22 protein-coding genes are annotated in these 18034 nt (G+C 70.1%); 9 read left to right on the top strand and 13 right to left on the bottom strand.

Going from position 1 to position 18034, the window contains the following annotated elements; translation table 11 throughout:
* Window positions 1-39: 39 nt before the first annotated feature.
* Complete coding sequence (locus U6958_RS05880; RefSeq protein WP_043790977.1) at window positions 40-369, top strand: type II toxin-antitoxin system PrlF family antitoxin; 330 nt, start codon at window positions 40-42, stop codon at window positions 367-369.
* Window positions 366-857 carry a type II toxin-antitoxin system YhaV family toxin gene (locus U6958_RS05875; RefSeq protein WP_074922422.1) on the top strand — a complete coding sequence of 164 codons (492 nt, stop codon included), beginning with the start codon at window positions 366-368 and terminating at the stop codon, window positions 855-857. Before U6958_RS05880 ends, U6958_RS05875 begins: the two co-directional genes overlap by 4 nt.
* A 14-nt stretch (window positions 858-871) precedes the next feature.
* Here U6958_RS05875 and U6958_RS05870 read toward each other — a convergent pair whose 3' ends face one another.
* From U6958_RS05870 to cbiE, 7 genes are all read right to left on the bottom strand, one after another.
* Window positions 872-1384: an MgtC/SapB family protein gene (locus U6958_RS05870; protein WP_016448386.1), complete on the bottom strand. Its 513-nt coding sequence runs from the start codon at window positions 1382-1384 to the stop codon at window positions 872-874.
* Window positions 1385-1498: 114 nt separating this feature from the next.
* Window positions 1499-2902 carry a chloride channel protein gene (locus tag U6958_RS05865; RefSeq protein ID WP_047219181.1) on the bottom strand — a complete coding sequence of 468 codons (1404 nt, stop codon included), beginning with the start codon at window positions 2900-2902 and terminating at the stop codon, window positions 1499-1501.
* A 274-nt stretch (window positions 2903-3176) separates the two neighbouring features.
* A complete protein-coding gene (locus U6958_RS05860; protein WP_013800515.1) occupies window positions 3177-3506 on the bottom strand; it encodes a DHCW motif cupin fold protein in 330 nt (109 codons plus the stop codon).
* A 63-nt stretch (window positions 3507-3569) separates the two neighbouring features.
* Window positions 3570-4367 (bottom strand): precorrin-6A synthase (deacetylating), encoded by a 798-nt coding sequence (gene cobF, locus U6958_RS05855; RefSeq protein WP_074922423.1) that lies wholly within the window; start codon window positions 4365-4367, stop codon window positions 3570-3572.
* Complete coding sequence (cobM, locus tag U6958_RS05850; protein ID WP_074922424.1) at window positions 4364-5242, bottom strand: precorrin-4 C(11)-methyltransferase; 879 nt, start codon at window positions 5240-5242, stop codon at window positions 4364-4366. Before cobM ends, cobF begins: the two co-directional genes overlap by 4 nt.
* On the bottom strand, window positions 5239-5724 hold the full coding sequence (locus U6958_RS05845) for a cobalamin biosynthesis protein (RefSeq protein WP_016452700.1): 486 nt from the start codon (window positions 5722-5724) through the stop codon (window positions 5239-5241). Before U6958_RS05845 ends, cobM begins: the two co-directional genes overlap by 4 nt.
* Window positions 5721-6923: a precorrin-6y C5,15-methyltransferase (decarboxylating) subunit CbiE gene (gene cbiE, locus U6958_RS05840; protein ID WP_074922425.1), complete on the bottom strand. Its 1203-nt coding sequence runs from the start codon at window positions 6921-6923 to the stop codon at window positions 5721-5723. Before cbiE ends, U6958_RS05845 begins: the two co-directional genes overlap by 4 nt.
* Here cbiE and U6958_RS05835 point away from each other — a divergent pair.
* On the top strand, window positions 6922-7716 hold the full coding sequence (locus U6958_RS05835) for a cobalt-precorrin-6A reductase (protein WP_074922426.1): 795 nt from the start codon (window positions 6922-6924) through the stop codon (window positions 7714-7716). The two genes, cbiE and U6958_RS05835, sit on opposite strands and share 2 nt — an antisense overlap.
* On the opposite strand, the gene cobJ is transcribed toward U6958_RS05835, so the two are convergent.
* Genes cobJ through cobG form a run of 4 tightly spaced genes read right to left on the bottom strand, consistent with a single transcriptional unit; the run spans window position 7650 to window position 11110 of the window.
* Window positions 7650-8483: a precorrin-3B C(17)-methyltransferase gene (gene cobJ, locus U6958_RS05830; protein ID WP_074922427.1), complete on the bottom strand. Its 834-nt coding sequence runs from the start codon at window positions 8481-8483 to the stop codon at window positions 7650-7652. The genes U6958_RS05835 and cobJ overlap by 67 nt on opposite strands.
* Window positions 8477-9247: a precorrin-2 C(20)-methyltransferase gene (gene cobI, locus U6958_RS05825; RefSeq protein WP_074922428.1), complete on the bottom strand. Its 771-nt coding sequence runs from the start codon at window positions 9245-9247 to the stop codon at window positions 8477-8479. The genes cobJ and cobI overlap by 7 nt, the downstream gene beginning before the upstream one ends.
* On the bottom strand, window positions 9237-9866 hold the full coding sequence (locus U6958_RS05820) for a precorrin-8X methylmutase (RefSeq protein ID WP_013800507.1): 630 nt from the start codon (window positions 9864-9866) through the stop codon (window positions 9237-9239). The genes cobI and U6958_RS05820 overlap by 11 nt, the downstream gene beginning before the upstream one ends.
* A complete protein-coding gene (gene cobG, locus U6958_RS05815) occupies window positions 9866-11110 on the bottom strand; it encodes a precorrin-3B synthase (protein WP_074922429.1) in 1245 nt (414 codons plus the stop codon). Before cobG ends, U6958_RS05820 begins: the two co-directional genes overlap by 1 nt.
* Before the next feature lie 245 nt (window positions 11111-11355).
* On the opposite strand from cobG, the gene U6958_RS05810 reads away from it, so the two are divergent.
* Both U6958_RS05810 and U6958_RS05805 read left to right on the top strand, forming a co-directional pair.
* A complete protein-coding gene (locus U6958_RS05810) occupies window positions 11356-13128 on the top strand; it encodes a methyl-accepting chemotaxis protein (RefSeq protein WP_074922544.1) in 1773 nt (590 codons plus the stop codon).
* A gap of 18 nt (window positions 13129-13146) precedes the next feature.
* Entirely contained in the window at window positions 13147-13659 is a 513-nt protein-coding gene (locus U6958_RS05805; protein WP_074922430.1) for a DUF4880 domain-containing protein, read from the top strand.
* Between the two features lie 39 nt (window positions 13660-13698).
* Here U6958_RS05805 and U6958_RS05800 read toward each other — a convergent pair whose 3' ends face one another.
* On the bottom strand, window positions 13699-14409 hold the full coding sequence (locus tag U6958_RS05800; protein ID WP_083393617.1) for a LexA family transcriptional regulator: 711 nt from the start codon (window positions 14407-14409) through the stop codon (window positions 13699-13701).
* 9 nt (window positions 14410-14418) lie between these two features.
* Window positions 14419-15057 carry a LexA family transcriptional regulator gene (locus U6958_RS05795; RefSeq protein WP_083393618.1) on the bottom strand — a complete coding sequence of 213 codons (639 nt, stop codon included), beginning with the start codon at window positions 15055-15057 and terminating at the stop codon, window positions 14419-14421.
* A gap of 80 nt (window positions 15058-15137) precedes the next feature.
* Between U6958_RS05795 and U6958_RS05790 the strand changes: the two genes are divergently transcribed.
* The 4 genes from U6958_RS05790 to U6958_RS05775 all read left to right on the top strand — a co-directional run bounded on the left by U6958_RS05790 (window position 15138) and on the right by U6958_RS05775 (window position 17985).
* On the top strand, window positions 15138-15383 hold the full coding sequence (locus U6958_RS05790; RefSeq protein WP_074922431.1) for a helix-turn-helix domain-containing protein: 246 nt from the start codon (window positions 15138-15140) through the stop codon (window positions 15381-15383).
* A 10-nt stretch (window positions 15384-15393) separates the two neighbouring features.
* Window positions 15394-16083 carry a hypothetical protein gene (locus tag U6958_RS05785; protein ID WP_074922432.1) on the top strand — a complete coding sequence of 230 codons (690 nt, stop codon included), beginning with the start codon at window positions 15394-15396 and terminating at the stop codon, window positions 16081-16083.
* A gap of 238 nt (window positions 16084-16321) precedes the next feature.
* Window positions 16322-16921, top strand: coding sequence for an RNA polymerase sigma factor (locus U6958_RS05780; protein WP_074922550.1), 600 nt, complete (start codon window positions 16322-16324; stop codon window positions 16919-16921).
* Window positions 16918-17985: a FecR domain-containing protein gene (locus tag U6958_RS05775; protein ID WP_074922433.1), complete on the top strand. Its 1068-nt coding sequence runs from the start codon at window positions 16918-16920 to the stop codon at window positions 17983-17985. The genes U6958_RS05780 and U6958_RS05775 overlap by 4 nt, the downstream gene beginning before the upstream one ends.
* The last annotated feature ends 49 nt before the right edge of the window (window positions 17986-18034 follow it).

The raw sequence follows: 18034 nt of genomic DNA, 5'->3' as shown, positions 1-18034 counted from the left end.
TGCATTACCATGCATGGCAGCCTATCAGGAGATGCCATCATGTTTTCGACGCTTGAAGCCGAATCCACGCTCACTGACCGCTACCAGACCACCATTCCCGAAGCCGTTCGCCGCGCATTGCACCTGAGCAAGCGCGACAGGATCCACTACACCATCCTGCCCGGCGGGGAGGTCGTGCTCAGTCGCGCCGACTCCACCGAGGATGCCGATCCCGTGCTGGGCCAGTTTCTCGGCTTTCTGGCACAGGACATGGCAGCCCACCCCGAGCGCCTGCAGACCATGGATGCCCGTCTGGCGCAGCAGATCCAGGCGCTGACCGAAGGCATCGAGGTCGATCTGGATGCACCGCTTTCGGCAGACGACGAATGAGCGCCGTACCGCCCGCCCCCTTGCGCATCCACGGCTGGACGGTATTCATGCACCCGCTTTTCCTGGCCCAGCTACAGGCGTTGAGCCACGAAGTGGAGGGTCTGAAAACGAAGGACCCTGGCGGGTACACACGCAAGAACGCGACCAAGCGATTGGCGGCGATCCGCAAGCTGGCATTCGATGTCATCCCGCAGGATCCGACGCGGCCAGACTACCGCCAGGGCCATACCCTGGGCGAGGAGCACAAGCACTGGTTTCGGGCCAGGTTCTTCCAGCAGTACCGCCTGTTCTTCCGCTTTCACGCCCCCAGCAAAATCATCGTGTTCGCCTGGGTCAACGATGAGGACACCAAGCGAGCCTATGAGGGCAGCGACGATGCCTACAGGGTGTTCCGAAAAATGCTCGCCAACGGGCACCCTCCTGGCGATTGGGACAGTTTGCTGGCACAGGCGAAGTCCCCGCCACCCGACTCACAGCCGCACGCCTGAGCCGCAGCCCGCCCTCAGGTCTCGCGCGGCTTGGTGTCCGGCTCCGCGTCATCGTGCGGCGGCGGCGCACTGACCACGTGCGGCAGCATCACGAGGATGACGATGGCCAGCAGCGTGGCCAGCAGCGCGATGGCTTCGCGCCCCAGGCCGCAGGCCACGCCGATGGCGGCCGTCATCCAGATGCCGGCGGCCGTGGTCAGGCCCTGCACCTGTTCCTCTGAGTGGCGCTTGATGATGGCGCCCGCGCCCAGGAAGCCCACGCCGGCCACCACGCCCTGGATCACGCGGCTCATGTCGGCAATGTCCATGCCGCCGCGCTCGGGCACCAGCACGAACAGCGCCGCGCCCATGGCCACCAGCATGTGGGTGCGCAGGCCTGCGGCCTTGCCCTTGTGCTCGCGCTCGTAGCCGACGATGCCGCCCAGCAGCGCCGCCAGCAGCAGGCGCACCATGACGCGCGTGACCTCGGCCGCATCGGGCAGGCTGGAAAATTCCTCGACCAGGGTGTTGGCCACTTCCTCCCACATGGCGCGTTCCTTTCCTTGGGTTTGCGTCCGGACTCAGGAAGGGAGCATGGCGTGGCGTGCAGCACACCCAGGCCATCGGCATTCGCCATTGGCTGTCAGCCAAGCGCGCCCGCTTCAGGCGCCTGCGGGCTTGTCCTGGTCCTTCGGGGGAGAGGCCTGCTCGGGCACCGGTGCGGGTGCCGACGCAGGAGCAGGAGCAGGAGCAGGTGCGACCACCATGCTCAGCATGTGCTGGGCCAGCGTCTCGTACAGCGGCCGGGCCAGCATGCGCGAGACCAGGCTGGCCAGCATGGCAGCGGCCATGAGGCTGAGCACCATGGAGTGGCCGTCCACCATCTCCATCACGATGATGAAGGCCGTCAGCGGCGCCTGCGTCACGGCGGCCAGGAAGGCGGCCATGCCCATGGCGATGAGGGCGGGCGCGATGTCTGCGCCCATGAGGCCGGCCACGTTGTGGCCCACGCCCGCGCCAATGGACAGCGACGGCGCGAAGATGCCGCCCGGCACGCCCACCCAGGCCGACAGCCAGGTGGCGATGAACTTCAGGGTGACGTAGAACGAAGGCACGTCGGCCTGGCCCGCCAGCATGTGCTTGACGGCTTCCGAGCCCGCGCCGAAGGTGGCGCCGCCCGTGACCATGCCGATGACGGCGATCACCAGCGCGACCGCCGCCGCGAAGCGGATGGGAAAGCGCGCGCGCAGCTGGTTGAGCCGCTCGGGCGCGCGGGTCAGCGAGGCGGCCAGCAGCTTGGCGAACAGGCCTCCCAGCACGCCGCAGGCCAGGGTCACGCACAGGCCCGGCAGCAGCGCGTCCCAGGTCAGGTGGGGCACCTGGATGCGCCCGAAATAGCTGAGGTTGCCGAAGGCCGACACGCCCATCAGGCCGGCCAGCACGATGGCCGCGATGATCAGGCCGCTGGAGCGCGACTCCAGCTTGCGCGACAGCTCCTCGATGGCGAAGACCACGCCGGCCAGCGGCGCGTTGAAGGCCGCCGCAATGCCGGCCGCGCCGCCGGCCACCAGCAGCGCATGGTGGCTGATACCCGAATGAGGGCCGAACCAGCGCCGCGCATGGTGCATGACACCGGCGGCCACCTGCACCGACGGCCCCTCGCGCCCGATGGACAGCCCCGCCGCAAAGCCTGCGCTGGCCAGCGCCATCTTGGCGAAGGACAGCCACAGCGACACGAAGCGCCCGCGCTGCGTGGAGTCCAGCGCCGGGTCCAGCGTGGCGATCACCTGCGGAATGCCCGATCCCGCCGCACCCGGCGCCCAGCGCCGCGTGAGCCACACGGCGCCCGCCGTGACGGCAGGCATCCACAGCAGCACGGCCCAGCCGCCCTGCCAGTGGTAGATGCTCTCGAAGAATTCGAAGCCCGCGTCCGCCATCAGCGTGAAGGCCACCACGCACAGCCCGGCGGCGGCGGCATAGGCCAGCACGATGGTGCGGTCCAGCCAGCGCCTGCCGTCCCGGAATTCCTGGTTCAGGTTGTGGAGGAAGTCGGGTTCTTGCTGCATCGCGTGAAGAGGCTGGGCGAAAGCTCTTCATTGTGCACAAGCCCGGCCACAAGGGCTGTCGCCATCGGCAATGCCTACTTCGCCGCTGAGTTGATGGCCGATGACTGTGTACCTGGAGAGCCGTCCGTCAGGCATTCCACCCCCCGGCATGGGCACCCTGGCAACCCGTGCCGTACGCCACTCAATGACGGCACGTTTGCGCAGCTCTCGCCCGCGCCGGCGCGAACCTGTCGCAGACCTGCAGCGCGCTGCCGTGCCGATCGTGCCTGCAGGTTCAGTCCACCACGAAGAGCCTGGCGCCCTTGGGCGAGCGCGAGCGGTGCGGCTCGGCGTTGTCCGCCACCTGGTAGCTCATGCCGGGCGTCAGCGTGAAGCGGCGGCCGTCCGCCAGTTCGGTCTCCAGCTCCCCTTCCAGGCACAGCAGCACATGGCCCTTGGTGCACCAGTGGTCGGAGACATAGCCGGGCGTGTACTCCACCGTGCGCACGCGGATGTTGCCGAAGTTCTGCGTGCGCCAGAACGCCTGGCCGGCCTCGGCCGAATGCTCGGTGGGCGCCACGGCGGCCCAGTCGGTGGTGTTGAAGGGGATGTTGTCCATCTGCATGGCGGGATTCCTTGATGAAGGGGGTGTGCAGCTAGAGGGCCGGCGTCGGCAGCAGCCTCGGCCTCAGTCCCCGCGCCGCAGCAGGTAGATGTCCATGATCCAGCCATGCCGCTCGCGCGCTGCGGCTCGGGCCTGCGCGATGCGCGGGGCGGCCTCGGCCAGCGGGCCGCTGTCCAGCATCTGGCGGTCCATGCCCAGGTAGGCACCCCACCAGATGTGCAGGCCGTGGGAGGGCAGCTCGGTGAAGCTGCATTGCCCGTCCAGCATGACCACGGCCGTGTCCACGCCGGGCGGCCAGCCCTGCTCGCGCAGCTGGCGGCCCGTGGTCACCACGAAGGGCTGGCCTATGCCGTTGAGCGCAATCGCATGCGCGGCGCACAGCACCTGCATGGAGCTGATGCCCGCCACCACGCGCACGCTGTGCGGCGCCGGCTGCATGCGCGCCGCGATGCGCAGCGTGCTGTCGTACAGCGCCGGGTCCCCCCAGACCAGCAGGGCGACCTGCAAGGGCTGGCCGGGGGTGCGCGGCTGCAGCCCCTCGTCCAGGGACCGGGTGATGGCCGCCTGCCAGCAGCGCGTGATGGCCGCATGCCATTCATCGACCTGGGCCAGGTAGTCGTCGCCCACGCTGCGGCGCACGGGCATGTCGAAGCCTTCGATGCGCGGGCCGGGCGCAGTGAGCACGGCATCGCACAGGTCGCGGCGCAGGGCGGCGAGTTCGGCCTTGTCCTCGCCCTTGTGCGGCAGCAGGATCAGGTCGGCGGCCTGCATGGCGGCCTGGGCTTCGCGCGTGAGGTGGTCGGGGTTGCCCGTGCCGATGCCGATCAAGCTCAGCGCCACGGGCGGCAGGGCCGCGCTCATGGGACGGGGTTCCCGAGGGGCACGTCGATCACGGTGTCGCTCCCGGTGTCCCTCAAGGTATCCCTCGCGGTATCCAGCGCGGCGCCGCCGCGCACATCGGTGGCGGGAAAGCGCGGCTCGGCGCCCAGCGGGCGGTAGCGGCGGTCGTAGTCGGCCGCGTAGAGGCGGCTTTCGCCGAAGTCCTCGGCCTGCAGGCTGCGGCCCACCAGGATCAGGGCCGTGCGCTCCATGTGGGTGGCCACGGCCTCGGCCAGGCTGCCCACCGTGGTGCGCACCACGGTTTCGTCAGGCCAGCTGGCACGCCAGACGATGGCCACGGGGCAGTCGGCGCCGTAGTGCGGCAGCAGCTCGGACTGCACCTTGGCGGCCACATGGATGGACAGATGGATGGCCAGCACGGCGCCCGTGGCCGCGAAGGCGGCCAGGTTCTCACCCTCGGGCATGGCCGTGGCGCGGCCAGAGGTGCGCGTCAGCACCACGGACTGGCACAGGCCGGGCAGGGTCAGCTCCGCGCCCAGCGTGGCGGCGGCGGCCGCGAACGAGGGCACGCCGGGCGTGACGGTGTAGGCAATGCCGGCCTCGCGCAGGCGGCGCAGCTGCTCGCCCATGGCCGACCACACGGACAGGTCGCCCGAGTGCAGGCGCGCCACGTCTTCGCCACGCGCCTCGGCGGCCTGGATCTCGGCCACGATATCGTCCAGGCTCATGGATGCGGTGTTGACGATGCGCGCGCCCGGCGGGCAGTGCGCCAGCAGTTCCGAGGGAATGAGCGAGCCCGCATACAGGCAGACCGGGCAGGCTGCCATGAGGTCGCGCCCGCGCACGGTGATCAGGTCGGCGGCGCCGGGGCCGGCGCCGATGAAATGCACGGTCATGCCGTTGCTCCTTGTTTCTTGGCCTGGCTGGCGTGGGCCAGGCAACAGTTCAGAGGTCCGCCCTGGCCCACGGCCAGGGCCAGGGTGGCGCTGCCGTCGTCCGCCACCAGACGGGTCACGCTCAGGGCGGAGTGCGGGCCTGCGGCGGCCAACGCCGCCGCCTCGGCCACGCTGCCGGTGCCGTAGCGCGCCAGCATGCGCGGCGATTGGGTGACCACCGGCTGGCCCGGCAATTGCGCGGACGGCACACGGACCAGGACGGCCGAGGGCACGACCGCCGACATCCAGGCCTCCAGCGCCGGATGGCCGGCCTTGGTGTCCAGCACGGCCACGGCGCAGACGGGCTGCGGCGCGCAGGCTTGCTGCAGCAGGTGCGCCTGGGCCCGCTGCCACAGCGCCTGCAGCGCATCGGGCAGTGCGTCCGTGTGCAGGCCCAGGCCCAGCACGCCGCAGCGGTGGGGGATGGCTTGGTCCGGGTTCACCGCTGCCAGCTCCACTGCACCAGCGGCCGCGCAGCCTTCCAGCTGCGCATGCGGCCCAGCGGCTCGGCGCTGGAGATCTCCAGCCGCAGCAGCTGGCCGCCGTGCTGGGCCTGCAGTTGCACCAGCAGGGCCTCGGTCTCCAGCGTCACGGCATTGACCACCAGGCGGCAGCCTGCGGGCATGAGGGCCTGCAGGCGATCGAACAATTCGGCGTCAAAGCCCCCGCCCACGAACACGGCCTGGGGCCGGGTCAGCGCCTGCAGTTCGGCCAGCGCCTCGGGCGCCACGCCCTGCACCACGCGCAGGCGCGCCTGCAGTCCGAAGCGCCGGGCGTTGAGGCGGATGTTGTCCGCACGCGCCGCATGCTGCTCCAGGCTGATGGCCGAGCCACCGGCCAGGCACCACTCCACGGCCACCGAGCCCGAGCCGCCGCCCACATCCCACAGGCATTCGCCGTGGCGCGGCGCAAGAGCCGCCAGGGTCAGCGCGCGGGCCGGGGCCTTGGTGATCTGGCCGTCGTTGGCGTACCAGTGATTGGGCCGGCCCGGCACCAGCGGCAGGGCCGCGCCGCCCTGGGCGAGCACGGCCACGGCCACGGGCGCGCAGGCAGGGTCGGCGGCCAGGGCCTGGGCGGCTTCGGCGGCGCGCCATGCGCGGCGGCGCTCGCGCGGGCCGCCCACGGATTCCATGACCTCCAGGCGGCTGTCGCCCCAGCCTTCCTGCACCAGCCAGTCCGCCAGTGCGGCCACGGCGGCGCCATCGCGCAGCAGCACCAGCGACTGGCGGCCTGGCGACAGGTGCGGCAGCAGCTGCTCCACGTGGCCGGCGTGCAGGCCCAGGCAGACCGTGTCTTCCAGCTTCCAGCCCAGGCGGGACGCCAGCAGCGAAAATGTCGAAGGTTGGGCGTGGCAGCGCCACTCCTGCGGCGCCAGATGCGCCGCCAGGCTGCCGCCCGCCCCGAACCAGAACGGATCGCCCGACGCCAGCACCACCGTGGGCCGGCCACGGCAAGCCAGCACGGGCGCCACGTCAAAGGGCACGGGCCAAGGCCGTCCACGCTCGCCGGCACCGGCCAGCGCCAGGTGGCGCGGCCCGCCAAAAACGGTCTCGGCCGCGTCCAGCGCGCGCAGCGCGGCGGGCGAGAGGCCGTCCAGGCCGTCTTCGTTCAGGCCCACCAATGTCAACCAGGGATCAGTCATGCCCCATGTTCTCCTGCTGGGCGGCACCAGCGGCGCCAGCCAGCTGGCCCAGGCCCTGTACCGCGCCGGCATTGCCGCCGTGTTCTCGTATGCGGGCGTCACGCAGTCGCCCGTGGCCCAGCCCCTGCCCACGCGCGTGGGAGGCTTTGGCGGTGCCCAGGGCCTGGCGCAATTCCTGCGCGGGCAGGCCATCAGCCATGTGGTCGATGCCACCCATCCGTTCGCCGCGCAGATGAGCCGCAATGCCTGCGAGGCCTGCGCCGCCACCGGCACGCCGCTGCTGGCGCTGGAGCGCGAGCCCTGGCAGGCCAGTGCCGGCGACGCCTGGATCGACGTGCCCGACATGCAAGCCGCCGCTGCCGCCCTGCCCCAGGCAGCCGCCCGGGTGTTTCTGGCCGTGGGCCGCAAGCAGCTTGCGGCCTTTGCGGGCCAGCCGCAGCACCACTATCTGCTGCGCCTGGTCGATGCGCCCGAGCCCGGCAGCCTGCCCCTGCCCCACACCACGGTGGTTCTGGGGCGCGGGCCTTTCAGCGCGGACGATGACGAGGCCTTGCTGCGCACGCACGGCATCGAATGGCTGGTGGCCAAGAACGCAGGCGGCGAGGCCACGCGCGGCAAGCTCGATGCCGCACGCGCCCTGGGCCTGCCCGTGGTGATGGTGCAGCGCCCGGCGCTGCCGCAGCGCCAGCGCACCGGGTCGGTGGCTGCGGTGCTGCACTGGATTGCTCATGGCGTGCTGCCGACAGCGCCGACGGCGCCGGCAGCACCGTCCGCGCCGCCATCCATGCCGTAGTGGCGTGGCGTGTAGACCCAGCGGCCCACGCGGCGCGTGGCGCTGTTGCCCACCAGGACCACGGTGCGCATGTCGGCCATCTCGGGCGTGGCCTCGGCCAGCGTGCATACGTGCAAGTGTTCCTCGGGCGTGGACACGGCGCGCGCGAACACCAGCAGGCGCTGCGGCTCGCAGCGGGTGCGCAGCAGCTGCAGCAGGCGCACAAAGCCTTCGGGCCGGCTCTTGGAGCGCGGGTTGTAGAAGGCCATGGCGAAGTCGGCCTGGGCCGCCAGTTCCACGCGCCGCGCGATCACCGGCCAGGGCTTGAGGTTGTCCGAGAGATTGATGCAGCAAAAGTCATGGCCCAGCGGCGCGCCGGCCCGCGCGGCGGCGGCCAGCATGGCGGTGATGCCGGGCAGCACCTGGATATCGAGCGCCTGCCAGGCGGCGGCCTGCGCCGCATCGGCCGATTCCATGGCCTCGAAAACGGCCGACGCCATGGCGAACACGCCCGGGTCGCCCGAGGACACCACGACCACCTGCCGCCCCTGCGCGGCCAGCGCCAGCGCCTGGCGCGCGCGCTCCAGCTCCACACGGTTGTCCGAGGCATGCCAGGCCACGGCCTGGCCCTGACCCGCCTGCGCCAGCAGGGCCTGCGCGCGGGACACATAGGGCAGGTAGCCGACCACATCGTCGGCCGCGTGCAAAGCGGCTGCGGCTTCGGGCGTGATCTGGTCCAGTGCGCCCGGGCCCAGCCCCACCACCGTCAGGCGGCCGGCGCTCACCATGCGGCCTCCGGGCGGCGGCCCTGGCCGTGCACGAGCACGATGGCGAAATAGGGGCAGGCGTCGTCGGACACATCGCCCAGGCGCGCGACCTGCTCGCTGTCCGTGGTGCCGTTCTGTACCAGCCAGGCGGCGTCCAGCCGGCCGGTGCGCTGCAGGGCGCGGCGGATGCGCGGCAGGTTGCGGCCGACCTTCATGACGACCAGGGCCTCGGCGGACTGCATGCGGCGCACCAGCTCGTCTTCGGACAGGGTGCCGGTCATCACGCTGAGCACGTCGTCGCCCCAGGTGATGGGCTCGCCCGTGGCGTGCCAGCAGCCCACCATGCCGGGGATGCCGGGCACCACGTCCAGCGGCACCTGGCCGCGTTCGCGCAGCCGGGTGTAGAGATGCATGAAGGAGCCGTAGAGGAAGGGGTCGCCCTCGCACAGCACCACCACCTGCCCGGTCTGCGCCAGCGCTTCCAGGCGCAGGCACCAGTCGTCGTAGAAGCGCGCCAGCAGGTCCACATAGGCGGGGCTGTCCACAGGCAGCTCGGTGGTCACCGGGTACTCCATGGCGTGCTCGGCAGCGCCTTGGGCCAGCAGGCCGTCCACCAGCTGGCGGGCCTTGCCGGGCCGGCCCTTCTTGCGGAAGAACGCCACCTGGCGCGCGCCGCGCACCAGGCGGTCGGCCTTGACGCTCATGAGTTCGGGGTCGCCCGGGCCCAGGCCCACGCAGACAATGCCGGGCCCGCCCTGGCCGGGACGCGGCTGCCTACTCGACATGGCTGGCCAGTGCATTGATGGCGGCCACGGTGATGGCCGAGCCGCCCAGACGGCCGTGCACGGCCATGCAGGGCACGGGCAGGTCCTGCATCAGCGCCTGCTTGGATTCCATGGCGCCCACAAAGCCCACGGGGCAGCCGATGATGGCGGCCGGCCGGGGGCAGGCCGGGTCCTGCAGCATGTTGAGCAGGTGGAACAGGGCCGTGGGCGCATTGCCGATGGCCACCACGGCCCCGGCCAGGTGCGGGCGCCACAGCTCCAGCGCGGCGGCGCTGCGCGTGTTGCCCATGTCACGGGCCAGCGCGGGCACGCGCTCGTCCTGCAGCGTGCAGATGATGGGGTTGGCGGCGGGCAGGCGCGAGCGCGTGATGCCCTCGCTGACCATGCGCACGTCGCACAGCACGGGCGCGCCGTTTTGCAGGGCCTGTGCGGCGGCCTCGGCCATGCCGGGCGAGAAGGCCACGTGCGGGGCCAGCTCCACCAAGCCAGCGGCGTGGATCATGCGCACCACCACGCGTTCCTCGACAGGCGTGAAGCGTTCCAGCGCCGCCTCGCGGCGGATGGTGGCAAAGGACTGCCGGTAGATCTCGGCGCCATCGGTTTCGTAGCGGTGCAGCATTATTCTTTTGAAAACAGCAATCCCGGATTGTCTCGCACCGAGGCCAGGGTCCGCTGCTCCTGCGCCCTATCCCCGGCACGGCCATGGCGCACTACGGAATAGAAAGGGCCTTCGCCCTCGTCTTCACCTTCGGCACGCAGCACCACGGTGGCCGGCGCCTGCCGCGCGCAGCCCTTGGCGCATCCGGTCACATGCAGGTGCGCGCCGTGGGGCACCTGCGGCGCCAGCTCCAGCGCCAATGTCTGCGTGGGACCCAGGGCCTGGGTGCAGCCCGGCGCGCCGGTACAGGCGGATACGCGCAGGCGCGGGTCATGGGCGTGGGTGATCCAGTCAGCGGCGCTGTCCAGCCCTGCAGCCGCCCACCAGCGGGGCAGCGCCGCGCCGGCTCCGGCGTCTTCCACCAGCAGCATGCGCCAGGGTGTCACACGCAAAAAGGCCTGCTCAGGCAAGGCGCGCAGCAGCCGCGCCAGCGCCACGGCCGGCAAGCGGCCCAGCGGCGCGCCCAGCAGCCAGCCCACGCCGGGCACGGCACCGGGCGCCGGTCCTTCGCCGTAGGCCGGGGTTTCTGTCTCCACCCAGTCCAGTCCGGGGGGCGGCTGCAGTTGCGCCGCCACTGCGGCCATGCGCCCGGGCCGCAAGCCCTGGGCGCGGCGAAGGACGGCCTGACCGGCAAACCAGCGCGCCAACGCCAGGCCTGCGGCCACGGCCTGGCCTGCATCGGCCACGGCCAGCGCGTGGTTGCGTCCGTCAGGCTGCACCTGCCAGCCGGTGGAGGTGCGCTGCAGGCGGATATCGGCGGACACGCCGGCCAGCCGGCCCGGCGCGCCTTCCACCGACCAGCCGAACTTGGCGGGCAGGCCCACCAGGTCATCGGCCGCATCCAGTGCCTGCTGCAGGGCCTGGCCCAGCGCATGGACAGCCTCCTGCGGCCGGCACAGCGGGTCGATCACCAGGTTGCGGCGGCGCTCGCGGCCCGCGTCGGCGTCCAGCAGGCCCACGGCCGCCAGGGCGCGCAGCACGGCGGCGTGCCGACCGGGTGCAATGCCGCGCAGCTGCACATTGGCGCGGCTGGACAGCTCCAGCACGCCACTGCCATGCACCAGGGCCAGGCGCGCCAGGCGCCGCGCCTGGACCACCGTCAGGCGCCCCAGCGGCGGGCGCACGCGCACCACCAGCCCATCGCCGGAGGCCATGGGCTGCCAGGCGCCGGGGCACCAGCCTTGTATGTGGGGAGGGGTATGCATGGGATGGGGACCGACTGTAGCGCCGACGCAGCCTGTCCCGCAGGGGCAGCACCCGCAGGCGTTCAAGAAATGCGGGCTTTGTTGATCCAGCCTGCATGGGAAGCGCAGCGGTGACGCTGAACCGATGCCTCGTCTGAATTTGTCACTTCTCATGGAAATTTAACAATTTTCAAAGGGCTTTTATCAAATTAATCACTTATTCTTTGATAAAAACTGATACTTGCACCATCTACTTGGAAAGCGCCATGAATCTCCGCACCTGGACCGTTAAGACCAAGCTCTACGCCGCCTTCACCGCCCTGGCTCTGCTGGTCGCGCTGGTTTCCGTATCCGCTCTGCAGGCGCTGGACGATGCCAACCGCAACCTGACCCGGTTCGTCGATGGCGTGAACGCCCGTGCCCAACTGGCCGAACAGGTGCGCGCAGCCGTGGACAGCCGTGCCATCGCGGCGCGCAACCTGGTGCTGGTGAACACGCCAGCCGACCTGGAGCTGGAAAAAGCGGCCGTGTACGCCGCCCATGCCGAGGTCAAGACCCGGCTGGACCAGCTCAAGGCCCTGGTGGCCGCGCCCGGGGTGGGTGAGGAGGCACGCGCCCTGGTCGCCCGCATCGACCAGATAGAGCAGCGCTACGGCCCGGTGGCGCTGGACATCGTCGCGCTGGCGCTGCGCCAGCAACGGGACGAGGCCATTGCCAAGATGAACAGCGAGTGCCGGCCGCTGCTGGCCCAGCTGATCGCGGCCACCGACGAGTACAGCCGGCTCACGCGCCAGCACGCCCAGGACATGGTGGCGCAGGCCACGCAGTCCTATGTGCAGCAACGCAACATGCAGATCGGCATGAGCGCGGTCGCCTTCGTGCTGGCCCTGCTCATGGGCCGGCTGATCGCACGCGGCCTGACACGCGCGCTGGGCGCCGAGCCGGCCCAGCTGGGCGAGGTCGCCCGCCAGATCGCCGACGGCAACCTCGACCCCGGACTGCTGCGCAGCGAAGCGCCCGCCGGCAGCGTGCAGGCCTCGCTCAACGCCATGCACCAGAGCCTGGCCAGCGTGGTCAGCGACGTGCGCAACAACGCCGACAGCGTGGCCGTGGCCAGCGAGCAGATCGCCAAGGGCAATGCCGACCTGAGCCGCCGCACCGAGCAGCAGGCCAGCGCGCTGCAGCAGACGGCGGCCTCCATGGACGAGCTGTCCTCCACCGTGCAGCAGAACGCGGACAACGCGCGCCAGGTCAACCAGCTCGCGCTCGGCGCCAGCCAGGTGGCGGTCAAGGGCGGCACCGTGGTGCAGGAAGTCGTCGGCGCCATGCAGGACATCCATGCCAGCTCGCGCCAGATCGGCGACATCGTGGGCGTGATCGACTCCATCGCCTTCCAGACCAACATCCTCGCCCTCAATGCCGCCGTCGAAGCCGCTCGCGCCGGTGAACAGGGCAAGGGCTTTGCCGTGGTGGCCGCCGAGGTCCGCACCCTGGCCCAGCGCAGCGCGCAGGCCGCCCGCGAGATCAAGCAGCTCATCACTGACAGCGCCACGCGCGTCAGCCAGGGCGCGGAGCTGGCCGACCAGGCCGGCGCCACCATGGCCGAGGTGCTGCAATCCATACAGCGCGTGACCGACCTCATGGGCGAGATCAGCAATGCCAGCGACGAGCAAAGCGCCGGCGTGGCCCAGGTCGGACAGGCCATGAGCCAGATGGACCAGGTCACGCAGCAAAACGCCTCGCTGGTGGAAGAAAGCGCGGCGGCGGCCTCCAGCCTCAAGTCCCAGGCCCAGCGCCTGGTGCAGGCCGTGGCCATCTTCCGCCTGGGCGACCAGGGTCGCGCGGCGCAACAGCCGCGTTTGCAGGCGCCGCTGCCGGCGTCCGTGCCCACGCGCGCGGCCACGGCATCTGCGCTGGCGCCGGCCAGGCCGGCACCGGCACGACCCGCAGCTGGCGCGCGCCCTGCAAGCCCTGCAAGCCCTGCACGCCTGGCTGCGGCCAAGCCGTCCGCCGAATCGCAGGACTGGACCAGCTTCTGAAGCCGGCAAGCCGCACGCATGCGCCGCCACCGCTCCTGCACCGCGCCCCTGGACAAGGCTGCGCAGGTGCGCGAACTGGAAGAGTTCCTTCGCGGGCGCAACCCCATCGACGTGGCTGCGGCCGACTGGCACATGCGCCGGCAACAAGGCCTGACCGCTGCCGAGGAAGCCGAATTCACGCAATGGCTGCAAGCCAGCACGGCGCACGAGGCAGCCTTGCGCCACCTGGGCCACCTGCATCACCTGGACCGGGGCCTTCCTGCAGCACAACGCCCCTGCCCTGAAAGGGACAAGGGCTGCGGCCAGGGCTGGGGACGGCGCTGGCCGCACCTGCTGCCGCGCCCGGCGCTGACGGCCCTGTGCTGCACGGTGGCCCTGGCCATGGGCTGGCCGCAGCGGCCTGCGCCTACCGGCAACCCCTTGACTGCACACGGGCAGGCCAAGACCGTCACGCTGCCCGATGGCAGCCAGGCCAGCCCGGGCTCTGACCGCCAGTCCGAGGGCCAGGGCGAGACTGCCGCCGCGCCCTGATACCCAAAAACTCCGCGCCAGCGGCCTGCCGCCCTGCCGTCAGCGCCCCCGCAGCCGGCGCCGGTGTTCGATCACCGTGCCCAGCAGAACCAGTCGGTTCCTGTCGCTGCGCAGCACGGCATGGTCTTCGTTGAGCGGTACCAGATCAAAGACCTCGATGCCGTCCTCTCCCACACCGCGCACGCGGTACTTTCTGAGCAGCACCTGCCGCTTGCCATTCCTGGCCAGCACATGGTCGCCGGGCCGGGGGCTGGCCTGCGGATCGATCAGCACACGGTCGCCCTCGCGCAATTCGGGCGACATGGCATCGCCCTCCAGCGCAAGAAAAAACGCACCGGGCGATGCGTTGTCCTTGCCGAATTCGATGTCCAGGGTTTCAGCGGACTCGGGGAATGCGCCGTCATCTGCCAGGGCTGCAGCCTGGGCATGCGAGAGAACGGGATATTGCCGCAATCCTTTGGGAAACTCGGGCAGATTGGTGCCGGGCGTGTCCCCATCTGGAAGCAGGGCCGGCAAATCGGAAACCATCTTCACCAGCCTGGGACTGATTTCGAAAAGCGAAACCTTCAAGCCCTTGGCATACGCAATGCCCGCCTCCAGGCTGATGGGCCGGTTGCCGCTCTGGTGCTGGGAGACCATGGAGGAGCCGCCAGGAATGCCGGCCTTCTCTGCGAACTCGGCCTTGCTTTTCACAGTAGAGAGCAGGCGCTTGAGGTTCGCCGCCTCTTGCTCGGTGGTCCAGGCTTTCATGCGGCAATCCTACAAATTGCTTGGTGGTCTCGGAAACCTGCGCCAGAGTCCGATCATGGTGCCGATCAGGACAAGCCGATTCTTGTCGCTACACAGTAAGGCATGGTCCTCGTTGAGAGGCACTAGTTCGAAAACCGCAACGCCTTTTTCATCGACCTCTCGCACACGGTACTTTCTGAGCAGCACCTGCCGCTTTCCGCTACTGGCAACCACAAAGTCACCAGGCTGAGGACTGGCCTGGGGATCAATCAGCACGCGGTCACCTTCGCGGAATTCGGGCGACATGGCATTTCCCTCCAGCTCCAAGAAGAAGGCCCTGGCGGACGCATCGTCCTTGCCGAATTCAATGCTTTCAGTGAGTTCGGGAAGTGCACCGACCTCGGCAAGGGCTGCAGCCTGGGTATGCGAAAGGACGGGGTACTGCCGCATGCCTTTGCGATTTTCGGCCTTGCCCGAGGGCAACCGCAGAGCCGGGGGCGGGAAGCCTGTTGCACTGGCTATGGCAACAAGCTGGTCGAACTTGGGTTCATGCACGCCATTTTCCCAATGGCCGACATTGGCTTTGCTCCGTCCAATGGCCTCGCCAAGTTCCTCTTGCGTCCATTTCTGGTGCAGGCGCGCGGCCTTGATCCAATCCTTGAGTTTCATCGCTAGGAATCGTAAAGATTTTCTAGCCTTGCGAGTCTATAAATACTTTACTTTTAGGCTAGAAATGCTAGTCTTTGGGCATGAAGCATCCAGTTGAAAAAGCGGCCACCATCCTGGGCTCGCTAAGCGCCCTTGGCCTCGCCTTGGGAGTCTCCAAGGCCGCCGTCTGGCAATGGATGGCCGGTGGACGCCAGGTTCCTGTGAAGCACTGCCCCCGTATAGAAGCGCTGACAAGAGGTGCCGTAACACGCCGCGAATTGCGGCCGGATGACTGGCAACTGCTCTGGCCAGAGCTTGGGCACTCCGGCGGCACAGGCTCTGAATGAGCGAGGAAACATGTACAAGACCGTGTCCCATCACTTCATCCCCGGCCTGCGCTTCCACTCGTTCTGGTACTACCAGGCACGCGGCTCCACGGGCAGGGTGCGCTGGGCGCGGCTGCCCATGGTCTCCGACGCCTGTGCGCAGGCCGATCCCCATGGCGCCTGGTGGTGTGCGCAGCGGTGCGCCGCTGTTTTGGCGCAGCGGCCATGGCGGTCCATGCAACTGCCGCCCGGCCTGCCTGCGCAGCCGGATGCCCGCCAGATGGCGCATGTCCTGCAGCAATGGCTGCCGGGCTGGAGCGCTGCGCCGGCCAGCGTGCAGGTCTGTACCCACGCGCTTGAGAACGGCGGCAGCGCGCTGCTGCAGTTGCATGTCTGGGCCAGGAGCGCGCCCAGCATTCTTTGGGCATGGGTGGTTGGGGTGGAGGTCCAGGCGCGCCAATCCCTTCAGGGGCTGACCACTGCGCCAGGCAGCCTGCAAGCCGGGCACCTGTCCCCGCGAGCCCTGCTGATCGTTCCCTTCGGCCAGGACATGCCCTGGGCCACCGGCCATACCGCCCGGGTACGCCTGCATGCACGGGGGCCTCAACTGCGCGGGCCGCATGAAGTGGTTGCGCAGGATGGCTGCTGGTTCCAGGACAGCGGGCTGGACGCCGTGGTTCTGGAGCCGGAGCCACGGCACGGTGCCGTCCCACCCATGTAAAGCGCCCCCGCACCCGCGCCAATGAGAATCAATCTCAGTACAATCGCCGCTGTTTTCAGCCAGCCCAGGCCCGGCAGCCGCTCCGGACCGCTGGCAAGCTGCCGCGCGCCGTGCCCCTGCCCTCCCCGACCACCGCCTGCCTGACCGCCGCCCGCGCCCTGCCCCGGGTGGCCGCGCCATGGCTGCCTGATGCGGGGCGGCGGCCGTGAAACGGGACCCCTTCGCCACGCAGGGCGGCATGGCACCACCCTCCGCACTGGCCGCGCTGTATGCGCGCTGGCGCCAGCCGCTGGTGCGGCTGCTGCAGGGGCGCCTGGGCAGCCGCGCGCAGGCCGAGGACACGGCCCAGCAGGTGTTCACGCAGATGGCGGCCTCGGGCCGCCTGCCCGAAGAGGGCAAGGAGCAGGCCTACCTGAGCCGCGCCGCCAGCAATCTCGCCGTGGACCAGTGGCGCCGGCAGGGCGGGGCCCAGGCCCTGGCCACGGTGTCGGCCGACAACTGCGGTGATGAACTGCAGGGCCTGGCGGCCGATGACAGCCATGACCCCGTGCGCCAGGCCCAGAACTGCCAGTACCTGGCCCGCCTGGACGATGCGCTGGGCGAGCTGCCCGAGCGCCAGCGCGAGGCCTTCACGCTGCACATCATGGAAGGATTCACGCAGGAGGAAGTGGCGCAGCGCATGGACATCTCGCTGCGCATGGTGTCCAGGCATGTGAGCCGGGCCTACGCCTACTGCGAACTGCGGTTGCAATACGGGAGCCTGGAACAGATGCAGCGCCTGCGCACCAATGCCGCAGCCCCTTCCGAACACGCCCCAGGACGCGGCCCCACGCCATGAACAAGACACCGCCCCCAGGAATGGCGCCAGACACGCTGGTGGACCTGCACGAAGCCGCCGCCCAGTGGTTCACGCGCCGCCAGACGGCGGGCTGGACGGGCGCGGACGAGCGCGCGCTGGACGCCTGGCTGCAGGCGGACCCCTTTCACCGCGAGATCTTCGACAGCATGGGCCGCACGCGCCAGCTGTTCGGCCAGCTGCAGCAGGAGCGCGTGCAGGCACAGGCACAGGCACAGGCACAGAAGCAGGTAAAGGCACAGCGCCCGCCGGCCCATGAGCCTGCGCGTCGGCGCACAGCGCCGTCTGCCATGCAGACCTGGCCTGGCCGCTGGCGGGCCGCCTTCGCCACGGCAGGCGTTGCCCTGTGCTGCGCCCTGCTGGTGGGCGGCTGGCATGCCTGGGACAACACGGCGCGCTACACGCTGCAGATGGCGACCGGGCCGGGCGAAACGCGCGAGGTGGACATGCCCGATGGCAGCCATGTGACTGTGAATTTCAGCAGCACGCTGCAGGTGCGCTACTACCCGCGCCGCCGCGAGGTGGTGCTGGACAGCGGCGAGGCCTTCTTCGAGGTGGCGCCGGATGCATCGCGGCCCTTCACCGTGGACTCGGGCCGCAGCCGCGTGAAGGTGGTGGGCACGGCCTTCAACGTGCGGGCTGCGCCGCCGCGCCTGGTGGTGAAGGTGCTGCGCGGCAAGGTCGAGGTGCGCGCCGACCGCGATGCCGCAGACGGGCCGGTGATGCTGCTGGGCCCGGCAAGCGGCGTGTCCATCGACCCCGTGACGGGCGGCCATGACACGGTGGCCGCGCCTGCGGACACGGTGGGCGACTGGCGCACCGGGCAGCTGCGGTTCAGGCGCACGCCGCTGGACGAGGTGGCCCGGGAGCTGTCGCGCTACCTGGGCCAGCCCGTGGTACTGGCTTCCGAGGAGCTGGGCAGCCTGCCGGTCTCGGCTTTTTTCTCCACGGCCTCGCCCGAGCCCTTCATCGAGCTGCTGCCGGACCTGATTCCCGTGCGCGTGCGCAGGCAGGCCTCGGGCGGCTGGCTGATTGCCAGGCGCTGAGCCGACCGGCGAAACCACTCTGTTTACAAATTGTTTCAAACAACCACGG

Origin of the sequence: Delftia lacustris, from assembly GCF_040267515.1 — a bacterium.
Taxonomy (GTDB): domain Bacteria; phylum Pseudomonadota; class Gammaproteobacteria; order Burkholderiales; family Burkholderiaceae_C; genus Comamonas; species Comamonas tsuruhatensis.
The sequence above is the reverse complement of the archived record's forward strand: the minus strand, read 5'-3'. Positions and strand labels throughout refer to the sequence as shown.